General features: G+C 68.2%; 22 protein-coding genes and 4 pseudogenes. 12 read left to right on the forward strand and 14 right to left on the reverse strand.

Going from position 1 to position 21,835, the window contains the following annotated elements:
• The first annotated feature begins 205 nt into the window (after positions 1 to 205).
• The 6 genes from ACFYXC_RS13050 (at position 206) to ACFYXC_RS13075 (ending at position 8,230) form a co-directional block, all read left to right on the forward strand.
• Entirely contained in the window at positions 206 to 2,779 is a 2,574-nt protein-coding gene (locus ACFYXC_RS13050; RefSeq protein ID WP_389551608.1) for a protein kinase, read from the forward strand.
• An 876-nt stretch (positions 2,780 to 3,655) separates the two neighbouring features.
• Entirely contained in the window at positions 3,656 to 3,766 is a 111-nt protein-coding gene (locus ACFYXC_RS13055; RefSeq protein ID WP_356565628.1) for a keywimysin-related RiPP, read from the forward strand.
• Between the two features lie 25 nt (positions 3,767 to 3,791).
• The gene (locus ACFYXC_RS13060; protein WP_389550352.1) at positions 3,792 to 5,660 is read left to right on the forward strand and encodes a lasso peptide isopeptide bond-forming cyclase; all 1,869 of its coding nucleotides are present in this window, start codon (positions 3,792 to 3,794) and stop codon (positions 5,658 to 5,660) included.
• A gap of 28 nt (positions 5,661 to 5,688) precedes the next feature.
• Positions 5,689 to 5,943, forward strand: coding sequence for a lasso peptide biosynthesis PqqD family chaperone (locus tag ACFYXC_RS13065; RefSeq protein ID WP_389550355.1), 255 nt, complete (start codon positions 5,689 to 5,691; stop codon positions 5,941 to 5,943).
• Positions 5,940 to 6,374, forward strand: a complete 435-nt coding sequence (locus tag ACFYXC_RS13070) for a lasso peptide biosynthesis B2 protein (protein WP_389550358.1) — start codon at positions 5,940 to 5,942, stop codon at positions 6,372 to 6,374. Before ACFYXC_RS13065 ends, ACFYXC_RS13070 begins: the two co-directional genes overlap by 4 nt.
• Positions 6,371 to 8,230, forward strand: coding sequence for an ABC transporter ATP-binding protein (locus tag ACFYXC_RS13075; protein ID WP_389550361.1), 1,860 nt, complete (start codon positions 6,371 to 6,373; stop codon positions 8,228 to 8,230). Before ACFYXC_RS13070 ends, ACFYXC_RS13075 begins: the two co-directional genes overlap by 4 nt.
• Positions 8,231 to 8,328: 98 nt before the next feature.
• Here ACFYXC_RS13075 and ACFYXC_RS13080 read toward each other — a convergent pair whose 3' ends face one another.
• Together ACFYXC_RS13080 and ACFYXC_RS13085 are read right to left on the reverse strand one after the other, a co-directional pair.
• Complete coding sequence (locus ACFYXC_RS13080; RefSeq protein ID WP_389550364.1) at positions 8,329 to 8,490, reverse strand: DUF6192 family protein; 162 nt, start codon at positions 8,488 to 8,490, stop codon at positions 8,329 to 8,331.
• 121 nt (positions 8,491 to 8,611) lie between these two features.
• A pseudogene (locus tag ACFYXC_RS13085) lies at positions 8,612 to 8,737 on the reverse strand (IS5/IS1182 family transposase); the annotation flags it as partial.
• Between ACFYXC_RS13085 and ACFYXC_RS13090 the strand changes: the two are divergent.
• Positions 8,734 to 8,926 (forward strand): annotated as a pseudogene (locus ACFYXC_RS13090) (transposase); the annotation flags it as partial. The pseudogenes ACFYXC_RS13085 and ACFYXC_RS13090 sit on opposite strands and share 4 nt — an antisense overlap.
• Positions 8,927 to 8,935: 9 nt before the next feature.
• Here ACFYXC_RS13090 and ACFYXC_RS13095 read toward each other — a convergent pair.
• Positions 8,936 to 9,382 (reverse strand): MarR family winged helix-turn-helix transcriptional regulator, encoded by a 447-nt coding sequence (locus ACFYXC_RS13095; protein ID WP_389550366.1) that lies wholly within the window; start codon positions 9,380 to 9,382, stop codon positions 8,936 to 8,938.
• Between the two features lie 131 nt (positions 9,383 to 9,513).
• On the opposite strand from ACFYXC_RS13095, the gene ACFYXC_RS13100 reads away from it, so the two are divergent.
• On the forward strand, positions 9,514 to 10,251 hold the full coding sequence (locus ACFYXC_RS13100; RefSeq protein ID WP_389550368.1) for an SDR family oxidoreductase: 738 nt from the start codon (positions 9,514 to 9,516) through the stop codon (positions 10,249 to 10,251).
• Between the two features lie 91 nt (positions 10,252 to 10,342).
• The gene (locus ACFYXC_RS13105; RefSeq protein ID WP_389550371.1) at positions 10,343 to 10,516 is read left to right on the forward strand and encodes a hypothetical protein; all 174 of its coding nucleotides are present in this window, start codon (positions 10,343 to 10,345) and stop codon (positions 10,514 to 10,516) included.
• A gap of 434 nt (positions 10,517 to 10,950) precedes the next feature.
• Here the strand turns inward: ACFYXC_RS13105 and ACFYXC_RS13110 are convergent, their stop codons facing one another.
• The 9 genes from ACFYXC_RS13110 to ACFYXC_RS13150 all read right to left on the reverse strand — a co-directional run bounded on the left by ACFYXC_RS13110 (position 10,951) and on the right by ACFYXC_RS13150 (position 17,754).
• On the reverse strand, positions 10,951 to 11,127 hold the full coding sequence (locus tag ACFYXC_RS13110; RefSeq protein WP_389550374.1) for a hypothetical protein: 177 nt from the start codon (positions 11,125 to 11,127) through the stop codon (positions 10,951 to 10,953).
• 226 nt (positions 11,128 to 11,353) lie between these two features.
• Complete coding sequence (locus tag ACFYXC_RS13115) at positions 11,354 to 12,028, reverse strand: response regulator (RefSeq protein WP_389550377.1); 675 nt, start codon at positions 12,026 to 12,028, stop codon at positions 11,354 to 11,356.
• 45 nt (positions 12,029 to 12,073) lie between these two features.
• Complete coding sequence (locus tag ACFYXC_RS13120; protein WP_389551611.1) at positions 12,074 to 13,147, reverse strand: sensor histidine kinase; 1,074 nt, start codon at positions 13,145 to 13,147, stop codon at positions 12,074 to 12,076.
• Complete coding sequence (locus ACFYXC_RS13125) at positions 13,111 to 13,368, reverse strand: hypothetical protein (RefSeq protein WP_389551688.1); 258 nt, start codon at positions 13,366 to 13,368, stop codon at positions 13,111 to 13,113. Before ACFYXC_RS13125 ends, ACFYXC_RS13120 begins: the two co-directional genes overlap by 37 nt.
• A complete protein-coding gene (locus ACFYXC_RS13130; protein ID WP_389550380.1) occupies positions 13,361 to 13,645 on the reverse strand; it encodes a hypothetical protein in 285 nt (94 codons plus the stop codon). Before ACFYXC_RS13130 ends, ACFYXC_RS13125 begins: the two co-directional genes overlap by 8 nt.
• A 225-nt stretch (positions 13,646 to 13,870) precedes the next feature.
• Positions 13,871 to 15,196 (reverse strand): FtsX-like permease family protein, encoded by a 1,326-nt coding sequence (locus ACFYXC_RS13135; RefSeq protein WP_389550383.1) that lies wholly within the window; start codon positions 15,194 to 15,196, stop codon positions 13,871 to 13,873.
• On the reverse strand, positions 15,193 to 15,882 hold the full coding sequence (locus tag ACFYXC_RS13140; RefSeq protein WP_389551614.1) for an ABC transporter ATP-binding protein: 690 nt from the start codon (positions 15,880 to 15,882) through the stop codon (positions 15,193 to 15,195). Before ACFYXC_RS13140 ends, ACFYXC_RS13135 begins: the two co-directional genes overlap by 4 nt.
• 231 nt (positions 15,883 to 16,113) lie before the next feature.
• Entirely contained in the window at positions 16,114 to 17,124 is a 1,011-nt protein-coding gene (locus tag ACFYXC_RS13145) for a DUF418 domain-containing protein (protein ID WP_389550385.1), read from the reverse strand.
• 192 nt (positions 17,125 to 17,316) lie between these two features.
• Positions 17,317 to 17,754, reverse strand: coding sequence for a transposase family protein (locus tag ACFYXC_RS13150; protein WP_389550388.1), 438 nt, complete (start codon positions 17,752 to 17,754; stop codon positions 17,317 to 17,319).
• 196 nt (positions 17,755 to 17,950) lie between these two features.
• On the opposite strand from ACFYXC_RS13150, the gene ACFYXC_RS13155 reads away from it, so the two are divergent.
• The 3 genes and pseudogenes from ACFYXC_RS13155 to ACFYXC_RS13165 all read left to right on the forward strand — a co-directional run bounded on the left by ACFYXC_RS13155 (position 17,951) and on the right by ACFYXC_RS13165 (position 19,716).
• Positions 17,951 to 18,652, forward strand: coding sequence for an MIP/aquaporin family protein (locus tag ACFYXC_RS13155; RefSeq protein WP_389550391.1), 702 nt, complete (start codon positions 17,951 to 17,953; stop codon positions 18,650 to 18,652).
• A gap of 54 nt (positions 18,653 to 18,706) precedes the next feature.
• Positions 18,707 to 18,919 (forward strand): annotated as a pseudogene (locus tag ACFYXC_RS13160) (hypothetical protein); the annotation flags it as partial.
• 464 nt (positions 18,920 to 19,383) lie between these two features.
• Positions 19,384 to 19,716: a hypothetical protein gene (locus ACFYXC_RS13165; RefSeq protein ID WP_389550394.1), complete on the forward strand. Its 333-nt coding sequence runs from the start codon at positions 19,384 to 19,386 to the stop codon at positions 19,714 to 19,716.
• A 913-nt stretch (positions 19,717 to 20,629) separates the two neighbouring features.
• On the opposite strand, the gene ACFYXC_RS13170 is transcribed toward ACFYXC_RS13165, so the two are convergent.
• Both ACFYXC_RS13170 and ACFYXC_RS13175 read right to left on the reverse strand, forming a co-directional pair.
• Positions 20,630 to 21,106 (reverse strand): ATP-binding protein, encoded by a 477-nt coding sequence (locus ACFYXC_RS13170; RefSeq protein ID WP_389550397.1) that lies wholly within the window; start codon positions 21,104 to 21,106, stop codon positions 20,630 to 20,632.
• 300 nt (positions 21,107 to 21,406) lie between these two features.
• Positions 21,407 to 21,833 (reverse strand): annotated as a pseudogene (locus ACFYXC_RS13175) (Cmx/CmrA family chloramphenicol efflux MFS transporter); the annotation flags it as partial.
• Positions 21,834 to 21,835 lie beyond the last annotated feature (2 nt).

Consider the following 21,835-nt stretch of genomic DNA (forward strand, 5'->3'; position numbering starts at 1 on the left):
CCTCGCGCACGGAAAATGCAGGCCGACCTCGTCGCCACTCATGCAGGCATCTCGTCGCCGACGTCCATCTGCGACCGGAGCAACCGAGGGTTTCTTTGCCGCACCCAGTCCGGGTGCGGCAACTGATGAGCAGAAGCCGCCGTTCCGCAGGCCGGAACCTCTACGCTGATGGTGCCCATGGCGAAGGGGGAACGCCGTGCTGTCCATGCCACTGCACCGAAAATTTCGGTACATCCATGAACCGCTGCCCGCCGACGACGACGCGATACCCGTCCTCGGTCACGAAAATCTCATCGCAACGCTGCGAGAGCGGTTGGCCTACTCCCACGGCGGGACCTTCCTGGTCACCGGATTCCGCGGCGTCGGTAAGTCGACGCTCGTGCTTCGGGCACTTTCCGCCGCCGCGTCCCACGCCCAACGCGCAGGTACGCACGAGCTGTTGCTCGTGCATCTGAACATCGCACGGAAGATGGAGGCGGACCAACTGCTGTTCGCCGTCGTTCGGCGTATCTTCGAGACACTGGACGACGAGGGCCAACTCCAACGACTGCCGGGCGATGTCCGGGAGTCCTTGCTGCTCGCCTACACCCGCACCTCGCTCTCCTTCACACAGACCCAGTCGGAGGGCAGCGAGCGCGGCGGCACCATGGGCATCGGCCTCCAGAACGGTCCACTCGCCTCCCTGACGCCCACGCTGAGCATGACGGGCAGCCGGACAAGCACGCGCGCAACCGAAGCCTCCTTCCTGGCCTACTCCGAGACGGACGTCGAGCACGACCTCATACGGATCATTCAATTGCTCGGCGGCAAACAGGCCCATCCCGCCCCGCGGCGCCGTCGTCTGTTACGCCGTCGACGCGAGCCGCGTCGGCTGCGGGTGCACCCCGTCATCGTGCTCGACGAAGTCGACAAACTGACCGACAACTCCGAGGAAGCACTCGGCCATCTCGAGGCGCTGCTCGGCACGCTCAAAAACGTACTGACCGCACGCGGTGCCCACTTCATCCTCGTTGCCGGGCCCGACCTCCACGACCAGGCGCTGAAGGACGCGGACCGGGGCAACGGCGTGTACGAGAGCGTCTTCAGCTGGCGGATGTACGTGCCGTGCCTGTGGGCGGCGCCCGAGCGGCTGGTGCGGGGACTGCGCGAGGCCCGGCAGGCTGAGATCAGACACTCGCCCGGACCGCTGCACCCACCGCCGAACTGGCCGGTGGGCCGCACCTGGCACGGCAACGCCCCGCAGGGCCGACCGGACGACGACCCAGAGGGACTCGACACGCTGATCGAGTATCTGCGGTTCAAGTCAAGAGGCGTTCCACGCAGACTGCTGCAAGAATTCAACGGCATGGTCACGTGGGACAGTTCGGGTCACCCCCTGCTCCAGGTGCCGGACGAGGACTGGCAGCGGATGCTGTTCTACGGCCGCCTGCAGTCGATCGTGGCTGAAGCCGTGTCTGTGGGCACGACACACCCGCTGGCACCCTTGCCTATCGACAATGACCGGTGGCGACTTGGCGGCTACCACGTAGTGGACTGGGTGCTGCGCAGCCGCGGCCGGGTGTTCACGGCGACCGAGCTCACGGGCGACGATCAACTGGACCCACTGCTGCGGATGGACACCCCGACGGCCGAGCGCTTGCTGCGTCACCTGGTGCGCAGCGGGGTACTCGAGGTGGCCAGCGAAGGCAGCCGGCCCGACGCCACCGAGTACGGCAATCCCGCAGACACCCGAGTGACGTACTATCGGCTCACCGACGCGTACTCCCGGCAACTGGCAGGTTTCGCGTGGCGCAGCGAGAGCGAACGCGCGGATCTCGGGCTGACGACCCCGCCGTTGCGCAGCCCCTGGGACACGACGCTCGCGCGTTCGCCTGCGCCTGCGGATCCGTCTGCGACGGGCGCCTCACAACCCACGCCGGGTCCTGCCGTGCCGCCCGCCGTACGACTGGGCGACCGCTACGAGGCACTCAGTCCGATCGGGGCGGGCGGCATGGGTGTCGTCTACCGAGGGCGCGATCTGCGGACCGGTGCGGCCGTGGCCATCAAGCTGCTGCGCCGCGAGCTGACGACGGACGAGACCATGCTGGCCCGGTTCCGCCGCGAGGCCCAGATCGGGATGCGCATGCGGCACCCCAACATCGCGCACACCATCGACGTCGTCGAAACCCCAGAGCACGCACTGATCATCGACCTGATCGAGGGACCCGATCTTGACCACGTCCTCAGTGAGCACGGGGCACTGACCCCCCAGGAAGCCACTCGGATCGGCAACGACCTCGGCGGGGCTCTGCAGTACCTGGACTCCATGAGCCTGTGCCGAATCGACATCAAGCCGGCAAACGTCGTCCTTCACCCGACCCGCGGCGCCGTGATCATCGACCTCGGAGTCGCACGCGCCTTGGAGGAAGCAGGCCCGCCGCTCACGCTGGCGGGCGTCGTGATCGGGACGCCGATGTTCATGGCGCCAGAGCAGGTGCTCGGGCATGGTGTGGACATCAGATCAGACCTGTACGCCCTGGGCGCGGTGCTCTACCGGTGCGTTGCCGGCCAACTGCCCCATCAGCACACCGATGCGGTCAGCATTCTTTACGCCGTCGCCCACGAGGACATATCTGTGGACGACCTCCCGATCTCTCCTGTCCTGCGCGACGTACTGCGCACGTGCCTGGCCCGCGACCCCGAGCTCCGCTACCAACGGCCGCACGACTTCCTAGCGGCACTGCGGGCAACACCCGAGTACCAGGAGGAGGGGCCCCAAGGAATGCCGGACGCGGGGTGACACACGGCCCTGCTTCTTCGCCCGGGGAAAATACCCCAAGAAGATGACGGGCCGTCTGCCCCGCCAGATGCTCGTGCTCGCCGCGAACGCGACAGGCATGCCCTGTGCATCGCAGGACCCCACCGAGTTCACGCGGCCCGGTTTTCGGCCAGCGACCCACCCTTACACCGACGACATGCGGGCGGGGTTCACGCGTTCGTGCCGGATGGTTCACTTCCGTTCCACGGAAGTCGGCGTCGCACACCGGGCGACAGACCCCTCACCCGCACCTGAGCGGACGTCACGCACTGCAAGAAATGGCGTCTCGCGAGGTCCGGCGTTCGTGATCAGCGTCGAAGCTAGTTCTGAGTTCTGCCGCGCGCCCGTCCCGCTCCATCGAACGTAAGAGGATGATCTGCCGCACCGACGTGTGACCGTGTCGCTCATCGGTTCGTCAGGGGGAGGCTGTAGCTCAGGCCGGCAGGTTGCCCATGTTCTCAAGGGCGAGAGAGCGCGTCGGCGAGAGCGGAATACGCCCCGGCGGCTCCGGCCACTTCCCCTCGGCCCACCCTCTTCGACAAGCGCGTTACGCACATCTGCATGCACAGGTCGGAACGTTTCTCCGCCTCCGAATTCATCTCGCTGACCTAATGTTGTCTTCTTGACGAAACTCATGACCAGCGGTGGGGTCATTCGGCCGCCTTCGCTCTTTACATACATTCCTATTTCCTCACGCGGCCTTGCCACGCCCCCATCTGATGCAGGTAGCTATGGCATGCACCCGCTTTCCCGTGCCGGGCTCCCGATGAGCCTGGGACAGGGCGGCTGTGAACCGGCCTCCGGTTCACAGCCGGTCAGGGAGATGGGGTGTGACAACCTGCACGTGAGGGAGACGTCATGAAGAAGGCTTACGAAGCGCCGACACTCGCCAAGCTGGGGACGTTCCGGAAGAAGACCGGGCTCCTGCAGCGTTCCGGCAACGACCGGCTGATCCTGAGCAAGAACTGACGAGGGACGGTTCTGACTCGACGTCATGACTGAACTGCACGAGAGTGCGGGGGCGGGTCCCGGCGACGCGCACTTCACGGTCTTCACCGACCATGAGGACGCGGCCGCCGTGGCTCGTCCCTTCTCCCGCCCCGGAAGCCGGACCCTCACCCACGCCTCGGGCCGTCCCTGGATTGTCGGCCACTGGCACGACGACGAAATCGTCACCGCCCACGCCGGCCGTACCGGTCTCGCTGTCATCGGCTGCTGCCCGATCGACGCCACCGAACTGCAGCGCCGCGCCGCACGGGTGCGTGACCTTGCCGAACTCGATGCACTGGCCCGCTCCCTCCCTGGGAGCTTCCACCTAGTTGCCGCGCTCGACGGGCAGCTGAGGGTGCAGGGCACCGCGTCCGGGCTCCGCCTGGTCTTCCACGCGGCCGTCGGCGGAGTGCAGGTGGCCGCCAGCCGCGCCGACCTACTCGCCGATGTGCTCGGTGCCGAGCCGGACGAGGAGCAACTGGCCGTCCGGTTGCTGTGGCCGATCCCCCATCCACTGGCCGAAGAGCCCATGTGGCGGGCCATCACCGCCGTGTCCCCTCATGACGCACTGATCGTCGCGCCGGACAGCCGGACCGTACGCCACTCGCGCTGGTGGACTCCGCCCGATCCGGTACGCACGCTCGCCGAGGGCGCGCCCCTCGTCCGCAACGCCCTGGCCACCGCGGTTGATGCCCGTACCCGACGGGGCGGTGTGGTCAGCAGTGACCTGTCCGGCGGCCTGGACTCCACCTCCATCTGCTTCCTGGCAGACCGGTCACCCGCGCACGTGGTGGCCAGCACCTGGCCGGGGCGCGATCCCGCCGACACCGATCTGTACTGGGCCAGGCAAGCCGCCCGGTCGATGCCTGACATCGATCATGTGGTCTGGGACGCCGACGTCTCACCGCTGGTCTACGACGACCTGCTGACCATCGACGACCTGATGGACGAACCAACCATCGGCGTCATGGACCGCTCCCGGCTCCTGCACCACCTGCCCGCCATGGCCGAGCACGGTAGCCGGCTGCACCTGACCGGTATCGGCGGCGACCATGTGGCCTGGTGCTCCGAGGCGTACTATCACCGGCTGCTGCGCACCCACCCACTGTTCGCCCTGCGTCAGCTGCGCGGCTTCCGGGCCCTGTGGCAGTGGCCGCTGGGAGGTACGGCACGGGCGCTGGCCGACTCACGTCCGTACGGGAAGTGGCTGGCCGATTCCAGCGGTCGCCTGCGCGCCCCACTGCCTGCCACCGTCAGCACCAGCCTCGGATGGGGCATGCCGCCACGCCTCTTCGACTGGGTCACCCCCGACGCCGAACGGGCAGCGCAGCGAGTGCTGAGCGGGGCAGCGGCGAACGCGGTCCCGCTGCACCCGGACCGCGGTCTGCACGCCGACCTCGACCAGATCCGTTCCTGCACGCGCATCGTCCGTCAGTGGGACCAGATGGCCGCCCGGATGGGCGTGCCGATGGCATCGCCGTTTCTCGACGACCGCGTCATCGAGGCATGCCTGGCGGTGCGCCCGAGCGAGCGGGTCACGCCCTGGCAGTACAAACCCCTCCTGACCGCTGCCATGAACGGCATCGTGCCCGATACGTGCCTGCGGCGCACCAACAAGGCCGCCGCCTCCATGGACGCCTCCAACGGGCTGCGCGAACACCGCGCCGATCTGCTGAAGCTGTGGGAGGACTCCCGGCTGGAACAACTGGGCCTGGTCGACGGGAGCGCGTTGCGCCGGCTGGCTCAGCGGCCCGCCACACCCGAACTGCGCGACGCGATCCTCTACTCGACCATCGCTGCCGAAGTGTGGCTGCGCGGCCTCAACCGGAAGTCCGAGCACCATGCGCAGGCCAGCTACTACACCGAGCCCTGAACTCGACCCCGGGAAAGGCACTTACACCATGGCATTGCGGTTCGGCGCCAACGTCTCCGCGGCGGAGACCGATTACGGCACGGTCCTCTTGGACGAACGTGCCGGCGAATACTGGGAGTTGAATCCCACCGCCACTCTGGTGGTCAAGATGCTGATGGCGGGCCGTGACGAAGCGGACGCGGTCACCGCCGTCACCAACGAGTTCGACATCGACCTCGCCCAGGCGAGGCAGGATGTCGATGCCCTCGTGCGGCAGCTGCGGACCTCGGGGCTGGCCACATGACGACGCCCAGCGCGCTGGAGCGGCCCACCGGAGTCCCCCTCGCCCGGCGCTTGGCCGCCCGAATCGTTCTTGTGCCCGCTCTCGTGCTCTCCCTGCTGCCGCCCCGCCGGATCCGCGCTGTGCTCGAGCGCGCCCGCCGCGGCGCCAGGCCGGCCACCGCCGCACAGGCCAAGAACGCGCGGGATGCCATGTGCGCGGTGAGCCTGCGCTGCGCCGGCCCGAAGGGCTGCCTGCCTCGTTCCCTGGGGGCCGCCCTGCTGTGCCGGATGACGGGGGTCTGGCCGACCTGGTGCACGGGGGTGCGCGTGGTGCCGCCGTTCACGGCGCACGCCTGGATCGAGGCGGACGGCCGCCCCGTGGACGAGGGCGTACCCGACGACTACTTCACCCGGCTCATCACGGTCGCTGCCGCGAGCCGATCCGGCCGATGACCGACACCGCCGTGGTCCGGACACCGCCGACTGCTGAGGACAACCGCTCCACGCGGGCCGCGGTCGCCACCATGTACCGGCTGACGGACGGGCACCGGGCGTCCGTCCTCGTCGCCACCTTGCTCACCCTGGTCGGCTCCGTTCTGGGCCTGGCTCAGCCGCTCGTCGCCAAGCAGGTCGTGGACGCGAGCGGACGCGGACAGGTACTGGGCCCTCTGTTGCTGCTCCTGGCCGCACTGTTCGTCACCGAAGCGGCGACGGGCGCGGTGGGCCGCTTCGTTCTGGAGCGCATGGGCGAACGCGTCGTGCGAGGACTGCGCCATGGCCTGGTCAAGCGGCTGCTCCGACTGGAGATGCGGGAATACGACAAGCACCGCAGCGCAGACCTGATCTCCCGGGTCACCGCCGACACCACGCTGCTTCGGGAAGTGGTGTCCCAGGCGCTGGTCGACCTGGTGACCGGCGCCCTCGTCGCCGCCGGGGCGATCGTCCTCATGCTGTGGATCGACCCGCTCCTGCTGCTCCTGGTCGCCTCGACCGTGGCCGCCGCCGCCGTGATCGTCGCCTCGCTGCTCAAAGGTATCCGGGCTGCCTCCGAACGCATGCAGACCTCCGTCGGCGAGATCGCCGCCGACCTGGAACGCGCGCTCAGCGCCCTGCCGATGGTCCGGGTGCACCGCGCGGAGGACCGTGAAGCAGCCCGCATCGGCGAATGCGTCGAATCGGCGTACGGCGCCGGTGTGCGGACCGCGAAACTCGCCTCCGTGATGAGCCCGGCCGTCGAACTCGCCGTCCAGGGCTCCTTCCTGATCGTCCTGGTCATCGGCGGCCTGCGGGTGAGTACAGACGCCAACTCCCTCGGGGACTTGGTCGCCTTCCTGCTTTACGCCTCGTACCTGGTCTTACCACTGTCCTCGGTCTTCCGCGCGGTCGGCCTGATCCAGCGAGGCATGGGGGCCTATCAGCGCATCGGGCAGGCACTGTCCCTGCCGGCGGAACCCTCAGAAGCCCGTACGCCGACAACCAGGGTAGGAGTGCGCGAACCACGCCAACGGACCGTCTCGTACGAGAAGCCCGCCCTTGCCCTGCGAGACCTCACCTTCGGTTACGACCCGAGCCGGCCTGTGCTGCGCGGCATCTCCTTCACCGCCCCTCACCAGTGCCAGACAGCTCTGGTCGGCCGCTCGGGTGCAGGCAAGAGCACAGTCTTCGCTCTCGTGGCGAGATTCTACGAACCGGACTCCGGCACCGTGCTGTTCAATGGCCGGCCCGCCACCGAGCTCAGCCGCGCGGAGTGCCGCTCACGTATCGCCGTCGTCGACCAGAACACGCACGTCATCCACGGAACACTTCGGGACAACATCACCTACGCCGAACCCGACGCCTCCGAGGCCGAGATCCAGCGCGTAGTCGAACTCGCCCAGCTCACAGACGTCGTCGAACGGCTGCCCGGCGGCCTTTCGGGCATGCTCGGTGAACGAGGCGGCACACTTTCCGGAGGTGAGCGACAACGGGTCGCCCTGGCCCGGGCCCTGCTCGCCCGCCCCTCCCTCCTACTGCTCGACGAGCCGACGTCCCACCTGGACGCCGTCAACGAAGCTGCGCTCACCACCGTGATGCGGGACGTGGCCAGGGAATGCGCCGTCCTGGTCATCGCGCACCGGCTGTCCACGGTCCAGCACGCCGACCGAATCATCGTTCTGGACGAGGGCGCTGCCGTCGCCTGCGGTCGCCACGAAGAACTACTCACCACCAGCCCGTACCGCGAACTGGCTGCCGGCCAAATGCTGCGGCCGGCCACCACCCCACCCCCCGGCGTGACAGCTACATGGCCTCCGCCCCACAGCCCACTGTGAACCAGGGGGCTGAGGACCGGATCACAGACGAGCATCCAACCGGTGTTGCAGCGACCGGTCGAGCTCGAAGACGTCCATCGCACCCTTGAGCAGCCGAGTCAGCTGCTCCTTCTGGGTGAACCGTCGTTGCCGAGGGCGTTCTTTGAGCCAGTCCGCCGCGGCGCGAAGACGCGGCCGATCTGGCGGCGGACGGTTTCGCGCTCGTCCTCGGGGAGCTCTTGCCTGCGCAGCTGCGGGACCAGACGGCCGAGGGTCGCCACGAAGCCGTGGTAAGAGCCGACCCGACCAAGTCGAGGTGATCCCGGGTGAGACCGGGCACGGCCTGGACCTTCTCGTCCCCCGCGACCGGTCGGTCGACCCGCTGGCCGACGCCCCTCTTCACGCCGGGTCGACGCCGGATTCGGTGCAGGCCCGGCAGTCGTTGCGGCTGCCGGGCAGCGGATCAACGACGGCCACCACCAGCCGGCTGTTGGCACCCATGACCACCTGCAGGTTCGTCGAATATCGCCCGCAAAGGCACCGCACACGGACCCGGACTGGGAAAGACCCGCTGGGTCGTGGAGCGGACCTTCGCCTGGCTACACCCAGTTCAAACGACTGCGGATCCCCTGTGAGATACGCGCCGACCTCCACCTCGGACTGCTCCGACTCGTCTGCGGCATCATCTGCTTGAGACGACTCCGAAGCTCATTCTGAAACGATCAGTCAGTTGTCCGTGCCGCTGCGTCGGGCTATGAGTTCGCTCTCGATGCGCCGGAGTGTGGCGTTGACGATCTCGATCGTGGTGGGGTCATCGACAATGCCCTGAAGGGTCCGGTCCCAGTTGTCGCGAAGGTACTGGAGATTCTGCTGGGCCTTCTCCGTGGGGTACAGACGCACGCCTCGTGCGTTGCGGTCGTCCACGACGCGGTCTACGAGACCTCGTTTCTCCAAGCCTCGCAGCACCCGGCTGAAATTGCTTGACGGGAGCAGCGTCGCCTGCGACGCCGCCCGCGCGGAGGCGCCGGGGTTGTGGTTGATGAACCGCATGACGCTGATCTCGATCGGCGTGCACGGCTCGAAGGCGGGGTCGGCCGGGGGTCGCAGCTGTCGCCCCACGGCGAAGATCAGGTCGGCCAGTTCGTGGAGGCTGGCGGCTTTGACATCGCTCATGCTGCAAGGATACCTTCCTATCGAACGATAGCTATCATTTGATAGCTTCACTGGGTGGGCGAGCCACCCGGACGAAGAGCAAGGCCCTGCCTGTGGGCAATCGCCCCTACTCTCGAACGAGGAAACCCTTCATGGACATCAACGGAGCCGTAGTGCTCGTGACCGGAGCGTCGTCAGGCATCGGCGCGGCCACTGCACGAGCCGCCTCCCGAGCCGGCGCACGAGTAGTACTCATCGCCCGCCGCGAGGAGCGCATCCAGCAACTTGCCAAAGAACTCGGCGAATCCGTGGCCCTGGCCGTGCCGTGCGACGTGACGGACCGGAGTCAGATCGAAGGGGCCGTACAAGCCGCGATCGAGAGGTTCGGGCAGATAGACGTCCTCGTAAACAACGCAGGGCAAGGACTTCAGGCCACCGTCGACGCCATCGACCCCGACGACTTCCGAGCCGTCCTCGAACTCAATCTTCTCGCTCCTCTGGTCACGACGCAGGCGGTCCTCCCGCACCTGCGTAAGCGGTCGGCCGGGGCCATCGTGAACGTGGGCTCGGGCATCATCTGGTCGACGCTGCCGGGGTCCGGTGCGTACTCCGCCTCCAAGGCCGCTCTCCAAAAACTCTCGGCCATCGCCCGCGCCGAACTCGCCGACGAAGGCATCGCCGTGTCGATGATGTTTCCCTCGATCACCGAGACGGAGTTCCTGGGAAGGGTCCGCGGCAACGTCGAAGACGCACGCCAAATGGAAGCCGCCAGCGGGCTGCTACCCCAGTCGCCCGAGGGTGCCGCCGACATGATCCTCGGCCTGATCAGGAGCGGCGCCGAGCAAGCTGACCTGGTCCCGGAGAAGTTCGGCGGCACACTCAACAGCTAACCCGCCGGGCAGCACCTGGGCACACGCGCGCGAGGACCGCAGGACCGATGCCCTGGCCCGTCAGGCCGCGTGGCATCAGGAACAGCAGGACGTGCGCGATGGGCTGACGGCGCGGTTGTGGCTGTCCGCGGATCCCAGCCGCCAGCTGCGCACCATCGCCGCCCGTACCGGCCTGCGGCCCGAACAGACCCTGGCCCAAATCGTCGACCAGACCCGCATGGACGACACCGGCGCCCTGACCGTCGACACCTTCACCCCACACTGACCGATCGAGCGCATCAGGCGGTGTCCCGCACCCGCGTCTCATGCGGGTGCGGGACCTCACCGCCACAGGTCTCCTGTCGGCGCGCGGCCCGGCCGCGCTCAACAACTGAGCCCCCTGCTGGGCTGTTTGCCGCGCCTCCCGCCGGAGGTTCCGCCCGTCATCACCCGCAGCGGTGAACCTGCGCTCTCGGCACTGCGCACCAGCCCATCCTCCCCGCCGGCACCGGTAGCATCCGGTGCCGGCGGCGCGCCGTTACGGAGTACCAGGCGGAACCGGGCCACAGCAGGCCGCGATCTCCGTCTGGCCAGCGTCAGCGAGCGGCGCCACGGCCAGCACCGCTGCCAACGCCACCAACAAGCCGAGCACAGCTTTCCTCATGGCATCTCCTCGCAGAGCAGATATCGGGCCCAGTCGAATGTGCTGCCGACGGAGGCTTACGGCCAGCCGGGCGGATTCGGGCCGCAGCAGGCCACGATCTGTGTCTGGTCGGCGTCAGCGAGCGGCGCCACAGCGAGCACCGCCATCAACGCCATGAACAGTCCGAGTGCGGCTTTGCGCACGGTCTCCTCCTGAATCCGGGTCGGGATGTCGAACCACTCGAAGCGGGTCACTCCTGCTAGACGCACCGAACAGCGACCGGGTTGCACAACCGGGTGAGCATGATCGGTCAGTTCGGGATGAAGTTGTCGACGGTCGGGCCACCGGTGTCGTCCAGTCCTCCCGCCCTTGCACGGATGAGGCAGGTTAGTGCTCCGTGGACCGAACAGTGTCGAACTGTGCCGAACGGCGCAGGTGTTCGGTCGATCACCATCGCCGTGCGACGCGGGCTTGTCCTTCTCATGTCCCGGTTGTCCGTCTCCCCCTCGGATCTTGGTGCAGCATGCGGATGACGGCGAGGACCCGGCGGTTGTGGTCCTCCGACACCGGCAGATCCAGCTTTCCGAAGATCGACGCCACATGCTTCTCGACGGTGCCCGCCGACACGTGCAGTTGCAGGGCGATGGCCGCGTTCGAGCGGCCTTCGGCCATCAGCGTCAGAACGTCCCGCTCCCGACCGGTGAGCGCCTGTAGTTCCTCGGTGTGTCGGCCCGCACCTGCCAGCTGGGTGACGACTTCCGGGTCGAGGGCGGTGCCGCCGGCCTCGACCCGCTCCAGCGCGTCCGTGAACTCGGCGACATTCGCGACCCGCTCCTTGAGTAGATAGCCCACGCCCGCGGAACCCTGCGCGAGCAGCCGGGTCGCGTACTTCGTCTCGATGTACTGGGAGAAGAGCAGAACCCCGGTGCCGGGGTGCTCGTGGCGGATGTCGATTGCCGCGCGCAGGCCGTCGTCGGTGTGGGTCGGCGGCATGCGGATGTCCACGACCGCGACATCAGGCCGGTGCTCGCGGACAGCCGCGCGCAGCGCGTCGGCGTCCGCGACCGACGCGGCGACCTCGTGGCCGCGCATCGTCAGCATCTGGGAGAGCAACTCACGCATCACGGCGGCGTCCTCGGCGATCACTACGCGCATGGGTGCAGCCTCACACATTCCACCGGGCCCGCGCCCGCGGTACGTTCAGGCATGGAGCGGCAACCTCACCTTCACCGTCGTCGGCCCCCCGTCGGGGCTGTGGAGTGTCAGCTCGCCGTCGACCGTACGTGCCCGCTGTACCAGGCCCGCCAGACCCCCACGGGGCACGATGCGTGCCCCGCCGCTCCCGTTGTCGCTCACCTGTATCCGCAACGTGCCGTCGCCAGCTGCTAGCTCGACGCCGCAGTGGGTCGCGCCGCTGTGCTTGATGGCATTGGCGAGGAGCTCCGCCGTGCAGTAGTAGGCGAGGCTTTCGATCGCCGGGGTCGGCTGGTTCGGCACGTCCACCGATACGTCGGCCGGCACCGTAGCCCGCGCAGCGAGCGTGGCCAGCGCGGCGGCGAGGCCGCCGTCGAGGGCTGGCGGATGCAGGCCGCGGGAGAGGTCGCGCAGCTCGGTGAGGGTTTCCGTGGCGTTGTCACGGGCCGTCTCGACCAGGCGGCGCAGCTCCGGGCGGTCCCGATCGTCGAGCTGCTCGCGCACCATATCGAGGCTCATCGCCAGCGCCGCGAGCCGGACCTGCGCGCCGTCGTGCAGATCCCGCTCGAGGCGGCGCAGCTGCTGCGCCGCGTCGTCGACGGCCAGCGCGCGGGTCTCCTCCAGGTCCCGCACCCGCTGGGCCAGCGCACCGGGGCCGAGCAGCGCGCGCACCAGGCGGCGGTCCACTGCGACGACGGTGCGGGTCAGCCAGGGGGCGATGAGGAAGATCGCGCAGCCCATGGCGGCCGCGGCGAACGCGCTCCCAAGCGAGTGCACGCCGGGTTGCGACCAGCCACCCGGCAGCGGCGACATCAGGGTGAGGTCGTGTTGCCCTGCCGCCCAGCGCACCGGCGCGATGACGTTGATCGCGCCGATCACCCACCACGCCACAGCCCACAGGCCGAGCGTCGCCAGTGGCAGTTTCACCAGGACGTACGCCACCGCCCGCCAGGCGGTCGCGTCCCGCAGCCGCGCCTGCACGGCCGCGACGAGCCCACGCCGGACATCCGGCCGGGGCGGCGGCTCCTCGACCCGCTCGCCGATCAGAGCCCCGGCGAGGCGCCGCTGCAGCGCGCCCAGGCCCCGGGCGAGGGCAAGGCCCCCACCAGGAAGAAGATGCCGGGCACCGCACCGAGCACCGTCAGCGTGAGCACGGAGCCGAGCGCCACGACGACCGTCAGGATGAGAGCGAAGCCCACCAGCGCGGGGACGAAGGAGACCAGGCAGTACGCGGCCTGCATCCACGCCAGCCGTGTCCACGGCGCCGTCAGTCCCGTGCGGACGGCAGGTAGTTCACGCATCGCGCCGCACCAGCAGCCTTCCACCGATCGCGAGCAGCGCCGCCGTGTACAGGCGCAGGACCGCGAACGCCGTCCACGGGGAGAGTACGTCGTCGTCGGGCCCGCTCACCGCGACCGCGCCGAGCGCCGCGAGATGGCTGCGGACGCTGCGCGCCGGAGGAAGGGTACGGGCGTGGCCGAGGAATCCCGTCCCGCTTCCAGGAGGCACCCCGAAGCTCAAGTCCTCGACGGCGAGCCTGTCGCCGTACCGTTTGGTGAGACCCCTGGCCTCGATCATCACGACTACCTGTCCCTGCGTGTGCCCTGGCAATGCGTCGCGTCGGATTGACGTGTTCCAGGCTAGGAGCCGGCGACGGACGCGGGAACGAGGCTGTCCGTCGAGTCCTCTGGGGGAAACCTCCAGGGGACTCGGGCGGCTGCGGGCCGCACCCGCGGGGAGGCAGGGGCACCGGCTCCGCCGCTCGGGCAGACCGGGCGCTCTCAGCCTCGGCGTCCCCATCTGTCACGTGCTCCTGCGGGTGACCCCGTCGATCGGACGCACTCGGAACATCCGTCCCAGTGGGGCGGCGGACGCCGCCCACACCAGGACTGCCCCCGTGCCCAGTGTCGCCGTCCACGCCCACACGGGAAGGGCGGACATCGGCGTGCCCGTCCTGCCGCCCAGCGGGGCCACTACCGCGCAGGCGATCGCCGTGCCCGCGCCGACTCCGGCGAGCGCCGTGATCGCCGACTCGGCGAGCACCACCATGCGCACCTGGTTCGTCTCGGCGCCGATCGTGCGCAGCAGCGAGAACTCCCGCAGCCGCTCAAGCGTCAGCATCACCAGCGTGTTCGCGGCGATCAGGCCCGCGAAGGCGGCGTACAGCAGGGTGCCGAAGAGCGCCGTCGCGTCCAGGTCCTCGGCTGCGGCCAGCGAGACGAACTGGGCCAGCGAGAAGGCCGTCACCATCGCGATCGGTGTGATCGCCGCGGACAGCCGGCGGGACCTGGCCCGGGAGCCCGCCACCGCCAGTTCGCCCGCCACGCCCCCCACGGCGCGCAGCGCGGGCGTTACCGCCCGGGTCGCGAGCCGCCCGAGCCAGGGCCCGGCCACGGCGGTGGTCACCAGATACGCGAGCAGCACCAGCGGGATCACGTCCCCGGCGTCCTCGGCCGGCCCCGCCGCTGCCGCCCCGGTGAGCATGACCGCGCCCACGAGGAACACCAGCGAGACGAAGCCCCGGACCCTGCCGACTCGTTCACCCCCAGGGACTTGTGCAGCCGACAGCGCGGCCGATGGCCGGATACGGGAGCTGCGCAAGGCCCCGATGAAGCCGCCGAGCTGCGAGCAGACCACCAGCATCCCCAGAGCGGCGAGCAGCGGCCCGAGGTCGATGTGCAGCGCCATCCCGTCCGGGAGCATGCCGCTGGCGTCAAGCGCGCCGAACCACACCCACGCGACCAGCGCCCCGAGTCCGTATCCGACCGGCAACGCGAGCAGTGCGGTGAACAGTCCCTCGGTCGCCACCATCCGCCGGATCTGCCACGGCCCGGCGCCGACCGCACGCAGCAAGGCACTCTCGCGCCCGCGCTGGCTCACGGCCAGGGACATCACCTGGCCGATGACGAAGACGGACATGTAGACGGTGATCAGGCTGAAGACGAGGCCCATCTCGTAGACCGCGTACTGTTTCGGGGAGGACGGCACCTGGGAGGCGGAGACCGCTACGGCCACGCTCGCGGTCACCACGGTCGCGCAGAAGACCGAAGCGACGAAGGTGCCGACAAAGGCGGACGGGCGGGCCCTGACGGAGGAGGCCGCCAGGCCGTTGGAAGCGAAGATGCTCATACGGGTGCCCTTACTGTGTCTGCCACGAGCCGCCCCTCGGCCAGCCGCAGCACCCGGTCCGCCTGCGCGGCGACCGCGGGATCGTGCGTGACGACGACGACCGTGGCTCCGTGCGAACTCACTGCCTCCCGCAGCAGCCCCAGCACCTCGGCCGCGGTCTCCTGGTCGAGCGAGCCCGTGGGCTCGTCCGCGAAGACGATGTCCGGCTCGGTGACCAGGGCACGGGCGATCGCCACGCGCTGCTGCTGTCCGCCGGAGAGCTCGCCGGGCCGCGCGTCCTCACGCCCGTCTAGTCCGACCCGGGCCAGCATGCGGCGCGCCCGTGCGGGGTCGCGGCGCTTGCCGTCCAGGCGCAGGGGAAGCAGGACGTTCTCCTGCACCGTGAGGGCGGGCAGCAGGTTGAACGACTGGAAGACGAAGCCGATACGCCCGCGCCGCAACCGCGTCAGTTCGCGCTCCCCCATCGCGCTGATCTCCTGGCCGGCCAGCCGCACCGTGCCGGCGGTGGGCTGGTCGAGACCGGCCGCGCACTGCAGGAAGGTCGACTTGCCTGAGCCGGAGGGACCCACGACCGCGGTGAAGGAGCAGGCGTACAGCCGGACATCGAGATCACGCAGGGCATGCACGGCCTGCGGCTCGCGGCCGTAGCTACGGCTGACATGCTTCAGCTCAAGCACGGTGTTCATGCTCAGGCCCTCGACGGCGACCCTCCCGCTGTACTGTTCGGTGAGACCCTCGGTTCCGATCATCACGACTACCTGCTCCTGTTCATGCGCCGGAAATGCGACGCGTCGGATGTGCGCTTTCCACGCTATGAACGGGAGGCGGGCGCCGGAACGAGGTTGTCCTCCGAGGCTCCTGGGGGAAACCCCCAGTCGCGAGTGCTGCCGCGCGTCCTGGTTCCTGCGCCGGCGGTGTCAGGTGACGACGGGCGTTCGGCGTATCGGAACGATGCTCAGCCAGGTCGCGCAACGCCAGAGCCACTCGACTGGACCGTACTGGAAGCGGCGCAGCCACCATGAGCACGTGATGGCCTGCGCGGCGACGAAGACCGCGGTGCCTCCGAACGTCAGAGCAGCGTAGTTCCAACCGCGCACGTCGACCAGGGCGGCGAACATCACCGCCGCGGCCGCCTGAGTGAGGAAGCAGGTCAACGCCATCCGGCCGACCGGAGCAAGCACGGTGGTCAACCCTGCACTGATGCCGGTGTGCAGCAGGAGCAGCAGCGCGCTCACGTACACCGTCGAGGTGGAAAGGAGTCGTATGTCGGCCAGGACGGATCCGAGCACGCTCGTCGTGTCCGGGCGCAGCACGAGGGTGGTGACCGCAAGCACCGCCGCGACGACGAGGGCCATTCGAAGCTGTGTGTCACGACTGGCCAGGTCGGCGTGGATGCCATAGCAGACAACCGAAGCCCCGAGGGCCAGCAGCCCGCACGAGATGAGGAGCATCTTGAGTGCGAATCCGGCGTTGTGGGGATCGTGCTCGATGATCGACATGGAGGCGGCCAACAGCGCCAGACCCAGCGTCAGTTGGGTGCGTCGCGGCAGGTAGGACAGCGGCAGTAGCACCACCAGCCCCAGCACGGCGTATATCAGGAGTTGGAGATTCTGGTCGAGGGCGAACAGTTGAACCATGCCTATCGCGAACAGCGCCGCCAGCCGGCGCACCAGAACCAACCGCGGCCGCGCCGCGCGTCCGGACGCCGAGTGCAGGATCAGTGCGAAGCTCACACCGAACAGGAACGTGAAGATGGTGACAAAGCGGAAGAGTACGAGATTGTCGTAGATGAACGACGAGATCGCGTCGGGATCGGGGTAGCGCTCGTGACCGACGGTGAGCCCAACGTTCACCACGGGTAGGCCGGCGAGGGCAAACCCGCGAACGACGTCGATGGCTGGAATCCGTCGGCGGCTCTTATGCGTCATACAACGAAGCCTCGCGCCCGGACTTCCTTTCCTGGAACCCGGAAAGCCTCCGACCTCACTGGGGGAAATCCCCCAAGCCGGGTAGTGGTCGGATGGCCCGAGGAAGTCTCACCCCCGGGCTGTTCCTGGTGATCAAAGTGACAAGAGCGGAGTGACGGAAGACTGTCACGCTCCGTTCTACGGGAGTCGCAGTCACAGATGACGGGCACGACCACCGCCACGGGGACCGGCACCGGCACCGGCACCGGCACCGGGGAGTTGTCGGCACAGCTGATGCTCGGGATCACCGCTTCCAAAGCGTTCGCGTCGATTCGGGCCAAGGCTCGTGAATCGTCGTTTCCGCAGGCCAGGAGCGCTGCGGGAGGAGCGAGTCAACGCGGTTACCGAGCCGCTCAAGGCATCCTTCGAGGGCATCGGCGCCACCCATTCACTCACCGCCAGCAATGACCTCGCGCCGGCCAGGACCGCGCAGGCGGTCAGGGCCAGCACCTCGGCGAGCGGATGTCGCACTCCGCGGGGACTGCGCGGATCGGGAACCTGCGCGAGGCATTCCAGCAGATCGTGGATCTCATGATCACGGGAGTCCGTGCCTGTTTTGCATCCGACCCCGCCAACGCACGATGCCGGCACTGCTGAGCGACCGAACAGCCCTTCGCACGTCAGCGTTTCGTAAGGGTTCGGTCAGTGGGCAGTCCGCCATCCGGTACTTAAAGTGTCGGGCGGGCCGACGTCCAGCCGGTAAGGGCATTCACTGATCTCTTCGACACGCATACGCAAAACCCCACGCCCAATACATCCGGAAACAGCCGCACTTCAAAGGAGTCACATGAACAAGTGGATAGCTGAATTCATCGGTACGTTGTTCCTTGTCTTGACCATCACCACGGCGGTGCTCGCCAAGGCCGCTATGGCCCCGTTAGCAATAGGCGCAATGCTGATGGTCATGGTCTACGCCGGAGGTCATGTCTCCGGCGCCCACTTCAATCCGGCCGTCACACTCGCGGTTTTCCTGCGGCACCGCATCGCACCGGTCGACGCCGGAGGTTACGTCGTGGCGCAGGTGGCGGGTGGAGTAGCTGGCGGGCTGATCGGTCGCTGGGTTGCCAACCCGGACAAAGTAACGGCCGTGTCCTTTTCTGGGCGGCAATTAGGAGCGGCGCTCGTAGTAGAAACCCTTTTCACCTTCGCGCTGGCCTACGTCGTGCTCAACGTCGCCACCAGCAGCGACCACCAGATGAACTCGTTCTACGGCCTGGCCATCGGTTTCACCGTACTCGCGGGTGCGGTGGCCGTGGGCGGCATATCCGGAGGAGCTTTCAACCCCGCTGTAGCCGTGGCAGGAGCCGCGGCCGGTTTGTTTTCCTGGTCCTCACTGTGGGTCTATCTTCTCGCCCAGGGCGTCGGCGGCGCTCTTGCGGCCTTTGCTTTTCTCGCACTCAACCCGCATGACCGCAGCGCGCTACCGGGCGAACCAGACGCCTCACGCACCGTCGGCACAGCAGACGCAGGGGCCCGGCATCCCGTCTGACAGACGGTGAGTGCCCTCCTTCTTCTCAATTCACGCCGTTCGGAAGGATTCCCCATGACCGAGAACCATGACGCGATCGTCACGGACCCGAAGCCCGAGGAGACGGGAGGCTGCCCCGTCGCGCACGAGCGCGCCCCGCACCCGGACCAGGGCGGCGGCAACCGTCAGTGGTGGCCCGAGCGCCTCAACCTGAAGATCCTTGCCAAGAACCCGGCCGTGGCGAACCCGCTCGGTTTTCGCTTCGAACTCTCGCCCTCTCACCCGGCGTGTGCAGGTGCAGGTGCAGTTGACGTCCTGGTCAGGAAGAAGTGGCTGAGGCCGACCGGGTGTTGCCGGAGCAACCCATCCGAAGGAGGCGGTGGGAAGGCGGGCACGGCGGGGGCGGGGCGGCGCCTTCAGCTCACCCCTTCGACAGTGCGGGCGCCGCTCCGGTGCCTGCCGGCAGGCATACTTCGCCAGTGATGGGCGGGCGCCTCGATGGGTTTCACGAGGCTGGCGCGGGGGCGTACGGTGGCAGGAGTCCGTGGGCTGTCGGCCGTCCGTTGCTACGGCGTCGCAGTCCGGCGATCACTCGGAGCTCATGGGGGCGCTCCTACGTCAGCGGCTGTCCATCGCGGGTCCCGGAGCCCGCCACCTCGGCACCCCACAAAGACCGCCACGGCCTGCGCACCCCACCCGGACGCCCCCTGGCCTGTGTCTTCCAGCGGTGCATGGCGTTGGGATGCCTGGCCATGAACAGCTACTTCATCGACGGCCTCGCCTTCATCACACCCCTGGACTACGAGCCGGGCATCAAACTCTCCGGACAGGTCATGGCACAGCACAGAATCCCCTTGAACCTGGCCCTTCTCGCCTGCCACAGACAGCACCACGACGTCACAGTCGACCTCACCGACGTGCACTACCTCTCCGAAAGCGCCCTGGACATCCTCGTCACGACCGCCCACACCCTGCCCCCGCCCGGATCCCTCACCCTCACAGCCCCACCCGAACTCAACATCCCCGAACGCCTCGCAGCCCACGGCTGGCCCCCCACGACCAACCTGCGCCTCGCCCACGTCTGAGCTTGGTGCCTCCTATCCACGCGGGAGGCCGCACGGGGCGCACGCACCGCCCGGCCCTCTGGATCATCGTCGTGGTTCAGCTCCTTTGGACGGATCATGTATCCGTGCTTGATCAGGCGGTCCCCCGCGGGCTCAGGGCTGAGATCGTCCCGGTCCAGATCACGCCGCGCCAGGTCACGACCGTCGTCTTCACCCAGGACACGCAGACGGTAGCTGTCATCGGTCACAGTGCGCGAGGCCGTGAAGTAGAACTCCATGCTTGCGTACTTCACATCCGGCATCCTGCTGCCTCCGGCGCCGGGTCGTTGAGCCAACAAGCCTGGACGATGAACGCCGACCGGCATGCTCGGACTACGTACCTGCTTATGAACTCCTGGGACACAGGGGATGGCTGCGGGGGCGCACTTCCACCGTCACCCGCGTTTCCATGCTGCCGCCGTCAACGACGGCCGCCAGGACCACGATGGGAGCCCTTCGAAGGGCTCCCACCACCTGCCCGTGGCTTGAAAGTCAGCCACTCGCATCACGTGAGACCCACCGGTCTCCGTTCGGGAGAAGGTCACGGCGACCATGCGCCGAACACTCACACAAAGCCGTTATCTCAAACTGCAGGCTCCTGAGCGGCGGATCAAGGTTCAGATACAGGCACTACGAACCGCTGACCCGACACTCCGAGACCCTCATTCTCATGTACCCGTGATCAGAGCGGTGCGGCCAAAGGGAAACCGGGCGGGCTGTTCGAGCGTTGGGGCGGACAAATGGCACCGCACGCTCTGGAACCGCTGGGGAACCCTCGCACTCAACGACGAGGACGTGACGTGATAGAGCCCTGAGCTATCTGAGCAGCCCGCACCCTCATGACACACCGCCTGCCCCTCCCGGCCACGGGCCGTGGACCTCGCAGTCCGACCTCTCACATGGCCCGACGGCCGGCGGGATCCCCGCTGGGATCGTCGGCGAGCACAACGGACGCAGTGATCCGTTTGCCCACCGGCTCCTGATGAACGCAGAAGGTCTGGGACACCGCCATCACGATCTCCAGGCCGTGCTGACCGATGCGCTGCGGGTCACCCGCCTGAATGGACGGCTGCGTGGGGCTGCTGTCCCACACGCTGATCCGGACAGCGCCCTCCCTGATCTCCAGATCCAGCAGGCACGGGCCGGGGGCGTATTTGGCGGCGTTGGTGACCAGCTCGCTCACGACCAGCTGCACCGTGTCCATCGCCCGCGCCGACACCGGCAACCCGTGCTGGGCCTGCACCGCGGTGAGAAAGTCGCGGGCCAGACCGCGGGCCTCGCCGATCCCTGCACTGTCCTCGAACGCGGCAGACGCCGTGACCGGCGCGTCGGCAAGCGGCTCCTGGCCCTCATTTCGGGCAGCAGCACCCACGGAAACCGCCTCACTTCCGAAGCGCCAAGCACTACCCCGTGCAGTTACCCCACAAACCCTGCAGCATCCTCACACGGGAGACCGGTTTCAGAGATTGTTGCGGGTATTCCCGTACGGACAGAGGTCAGCCGCGCCCGCGTGGTGTTCTCGCCATCGCACGCGACCCCGCCACCCGGCTCCGGGACGCCTCCTCGGCCTGCCACGCACCGCCCAGCGCGTCGTCACCGATCCTCGGACAGGCCGGCCACCTGTGCCGCGAACTCGACGGACGATGCACTCACTACACCCCCAGCCCCCTGACTACTCGCCTCGGTGCGCCAGTCGGCTGTGATGGCGGTGAAAGAAGGGGAACGCGATAAGCAGCGCGACCGCAACGGGGATTTCACTCGCCCAGAGCGGCCCGAGGTCTCCGGCTCCGGTGCTGAGGGTGGCCGCAGCGATGACGAGCCTGGCGGCGGCGCCCACGTTGAGCGCCGCGGTCGCATACGAGCCGGCCATGGTGAGGGCTTCCGCGGCCTCATAGAGGACTCGTGTGATCAGGGTACTGTCCAGCGCGAAGGACAGTGCGCCCTGCCCGAACACCAGGGTGGACAGGGCCACCGGCTCGTCGGCCAGTATCGCCAGGGACCGGCCAGCCGATGAGCAGCAGCGGGCCGTCGACTGCGATGACTGGTCCGGGACGCCTGTCGGACAGTCGGCGGGCGACGGTGACGCCAACGAAGGACCCGC

It is taken from the genome of Streptomyces sp. NPDC002701 (assembly GCF_042889045.1).
GTDB lineage: Bacteria > Actinomycetota > Actinomycetes > Streptomycetales > Streptomycetaceae > Streptomyces.

Coding starts and splice junctions, on each gene's coding strand:
- ACFYXC_RS13135 (WP_389550383.1), bottom strand. CDS start 15,196: ATGAGCATCTTCGCTTCCAACGGCCTGGCGGCCTCCTCCGTCAGGGCC.
- ACFYXC_RS13060 (WP_389550352.1), top strand. CDS start 3,792: ATGACTGAACTGCACGAGAGTGCGGGGGCGGGTCCCGGCGACGCGCAC.
- ACFYXC_RS13065 (WP_389550355.1), top strand. CDS start 5,689: ATGGCATTGCGGTTCGGCGCCAACGTCTCCGCGGCGGAGACCGATTAC.
- ACFYXC_RS13125 (WP_389551688.1), bottom strand. CDS start 13,368: ATGCGTGAACTACCTGCCGTCCGCACGGGACTGACGGCGCCGTGGACA.
- ACFYXC_RS13115 (WP_389550377.1), bottom strand. CDS start 12,028: ATGCGCGTAGTGATCGCCGAGGACGCCGCCGTGATGCGTGAGTTGCTC.
- ACFYXC_RS13100 (WP_389550368.1), top strand. CDS start 9,514: ATGGACATCAACGGAGCCGTAGTGCTCGTGACCGGAGCGTCGTCAGGC.
- ACFYXC_RS13155 (WP_389550391.1), top strand. CDS start 17,951: ATGAACAAGTGGATAGCTGAATTCATCGGTACGTTGTTCCTTGTCTTG.
- ACFYXC_RS13070 (WP_389550358.1), top strand. CDS start 5,940: ATGACGACGCCCAGCGCGCTGGAGCGGCCCACCGGAGTCCCCCTCGCC.
- ACFYXC_RS13050 (WP_389551608.1), top strand. CDS start 206: ATGCCACTGCACCGAAAATTTCGGTACATCCATGAACCGCTGCCCGCC.
- ACFYXC_RS13165 (WP_389550394.1), top strand. CDS start 19,384: ATGAACAGCTACTTCATCGACGGCCTCGCCTTCATCACACCCCTGGAC.
- ACFYXC_RS13095 (WP_389550366.1), bottom strand. CDS start 9,382: ATGAGCGATGTCAAAGCCGCCAGCCTCCACGAACTGGCCGACCTGATC.
- ACFYXC_RS13055 (WP_356565628.1), top strand. CDS start 3,656: ATGAAGAAGGCTTACGAAGCGCCGACACTCGCCAAGCTGGGGACGTTC.
- ACFYXC_RS13075 (WP_389550361.1), top strand. CDS start 6,371: ATGACCGACACCGCCGTGGTCCGGACACCGCCGACTGCTGAGGACAAC.
- ACFYXC_RS13140 (WP_389551614.1), bottom strand. CDS start 15,882: ATGAACACCGTGCTTGAGCTGAAGCATGTCAGCCGTAGCTACGGCCGC.
- ACFYXC_RS13145 (WP_389550385.1), bottom strand. CDS start 17,124: ATGACGCATAAGAGCCGCCGACGGATTCCAGCCATCGACGTCGTTCGC.
- ACFYXC_RS13130 (WP_389550380.1), bottom strand. CDS start 13,645: ATGATCGAGGCCAGGGGTCTCACCAAACGGTACGGCGACAGGCTCGCC.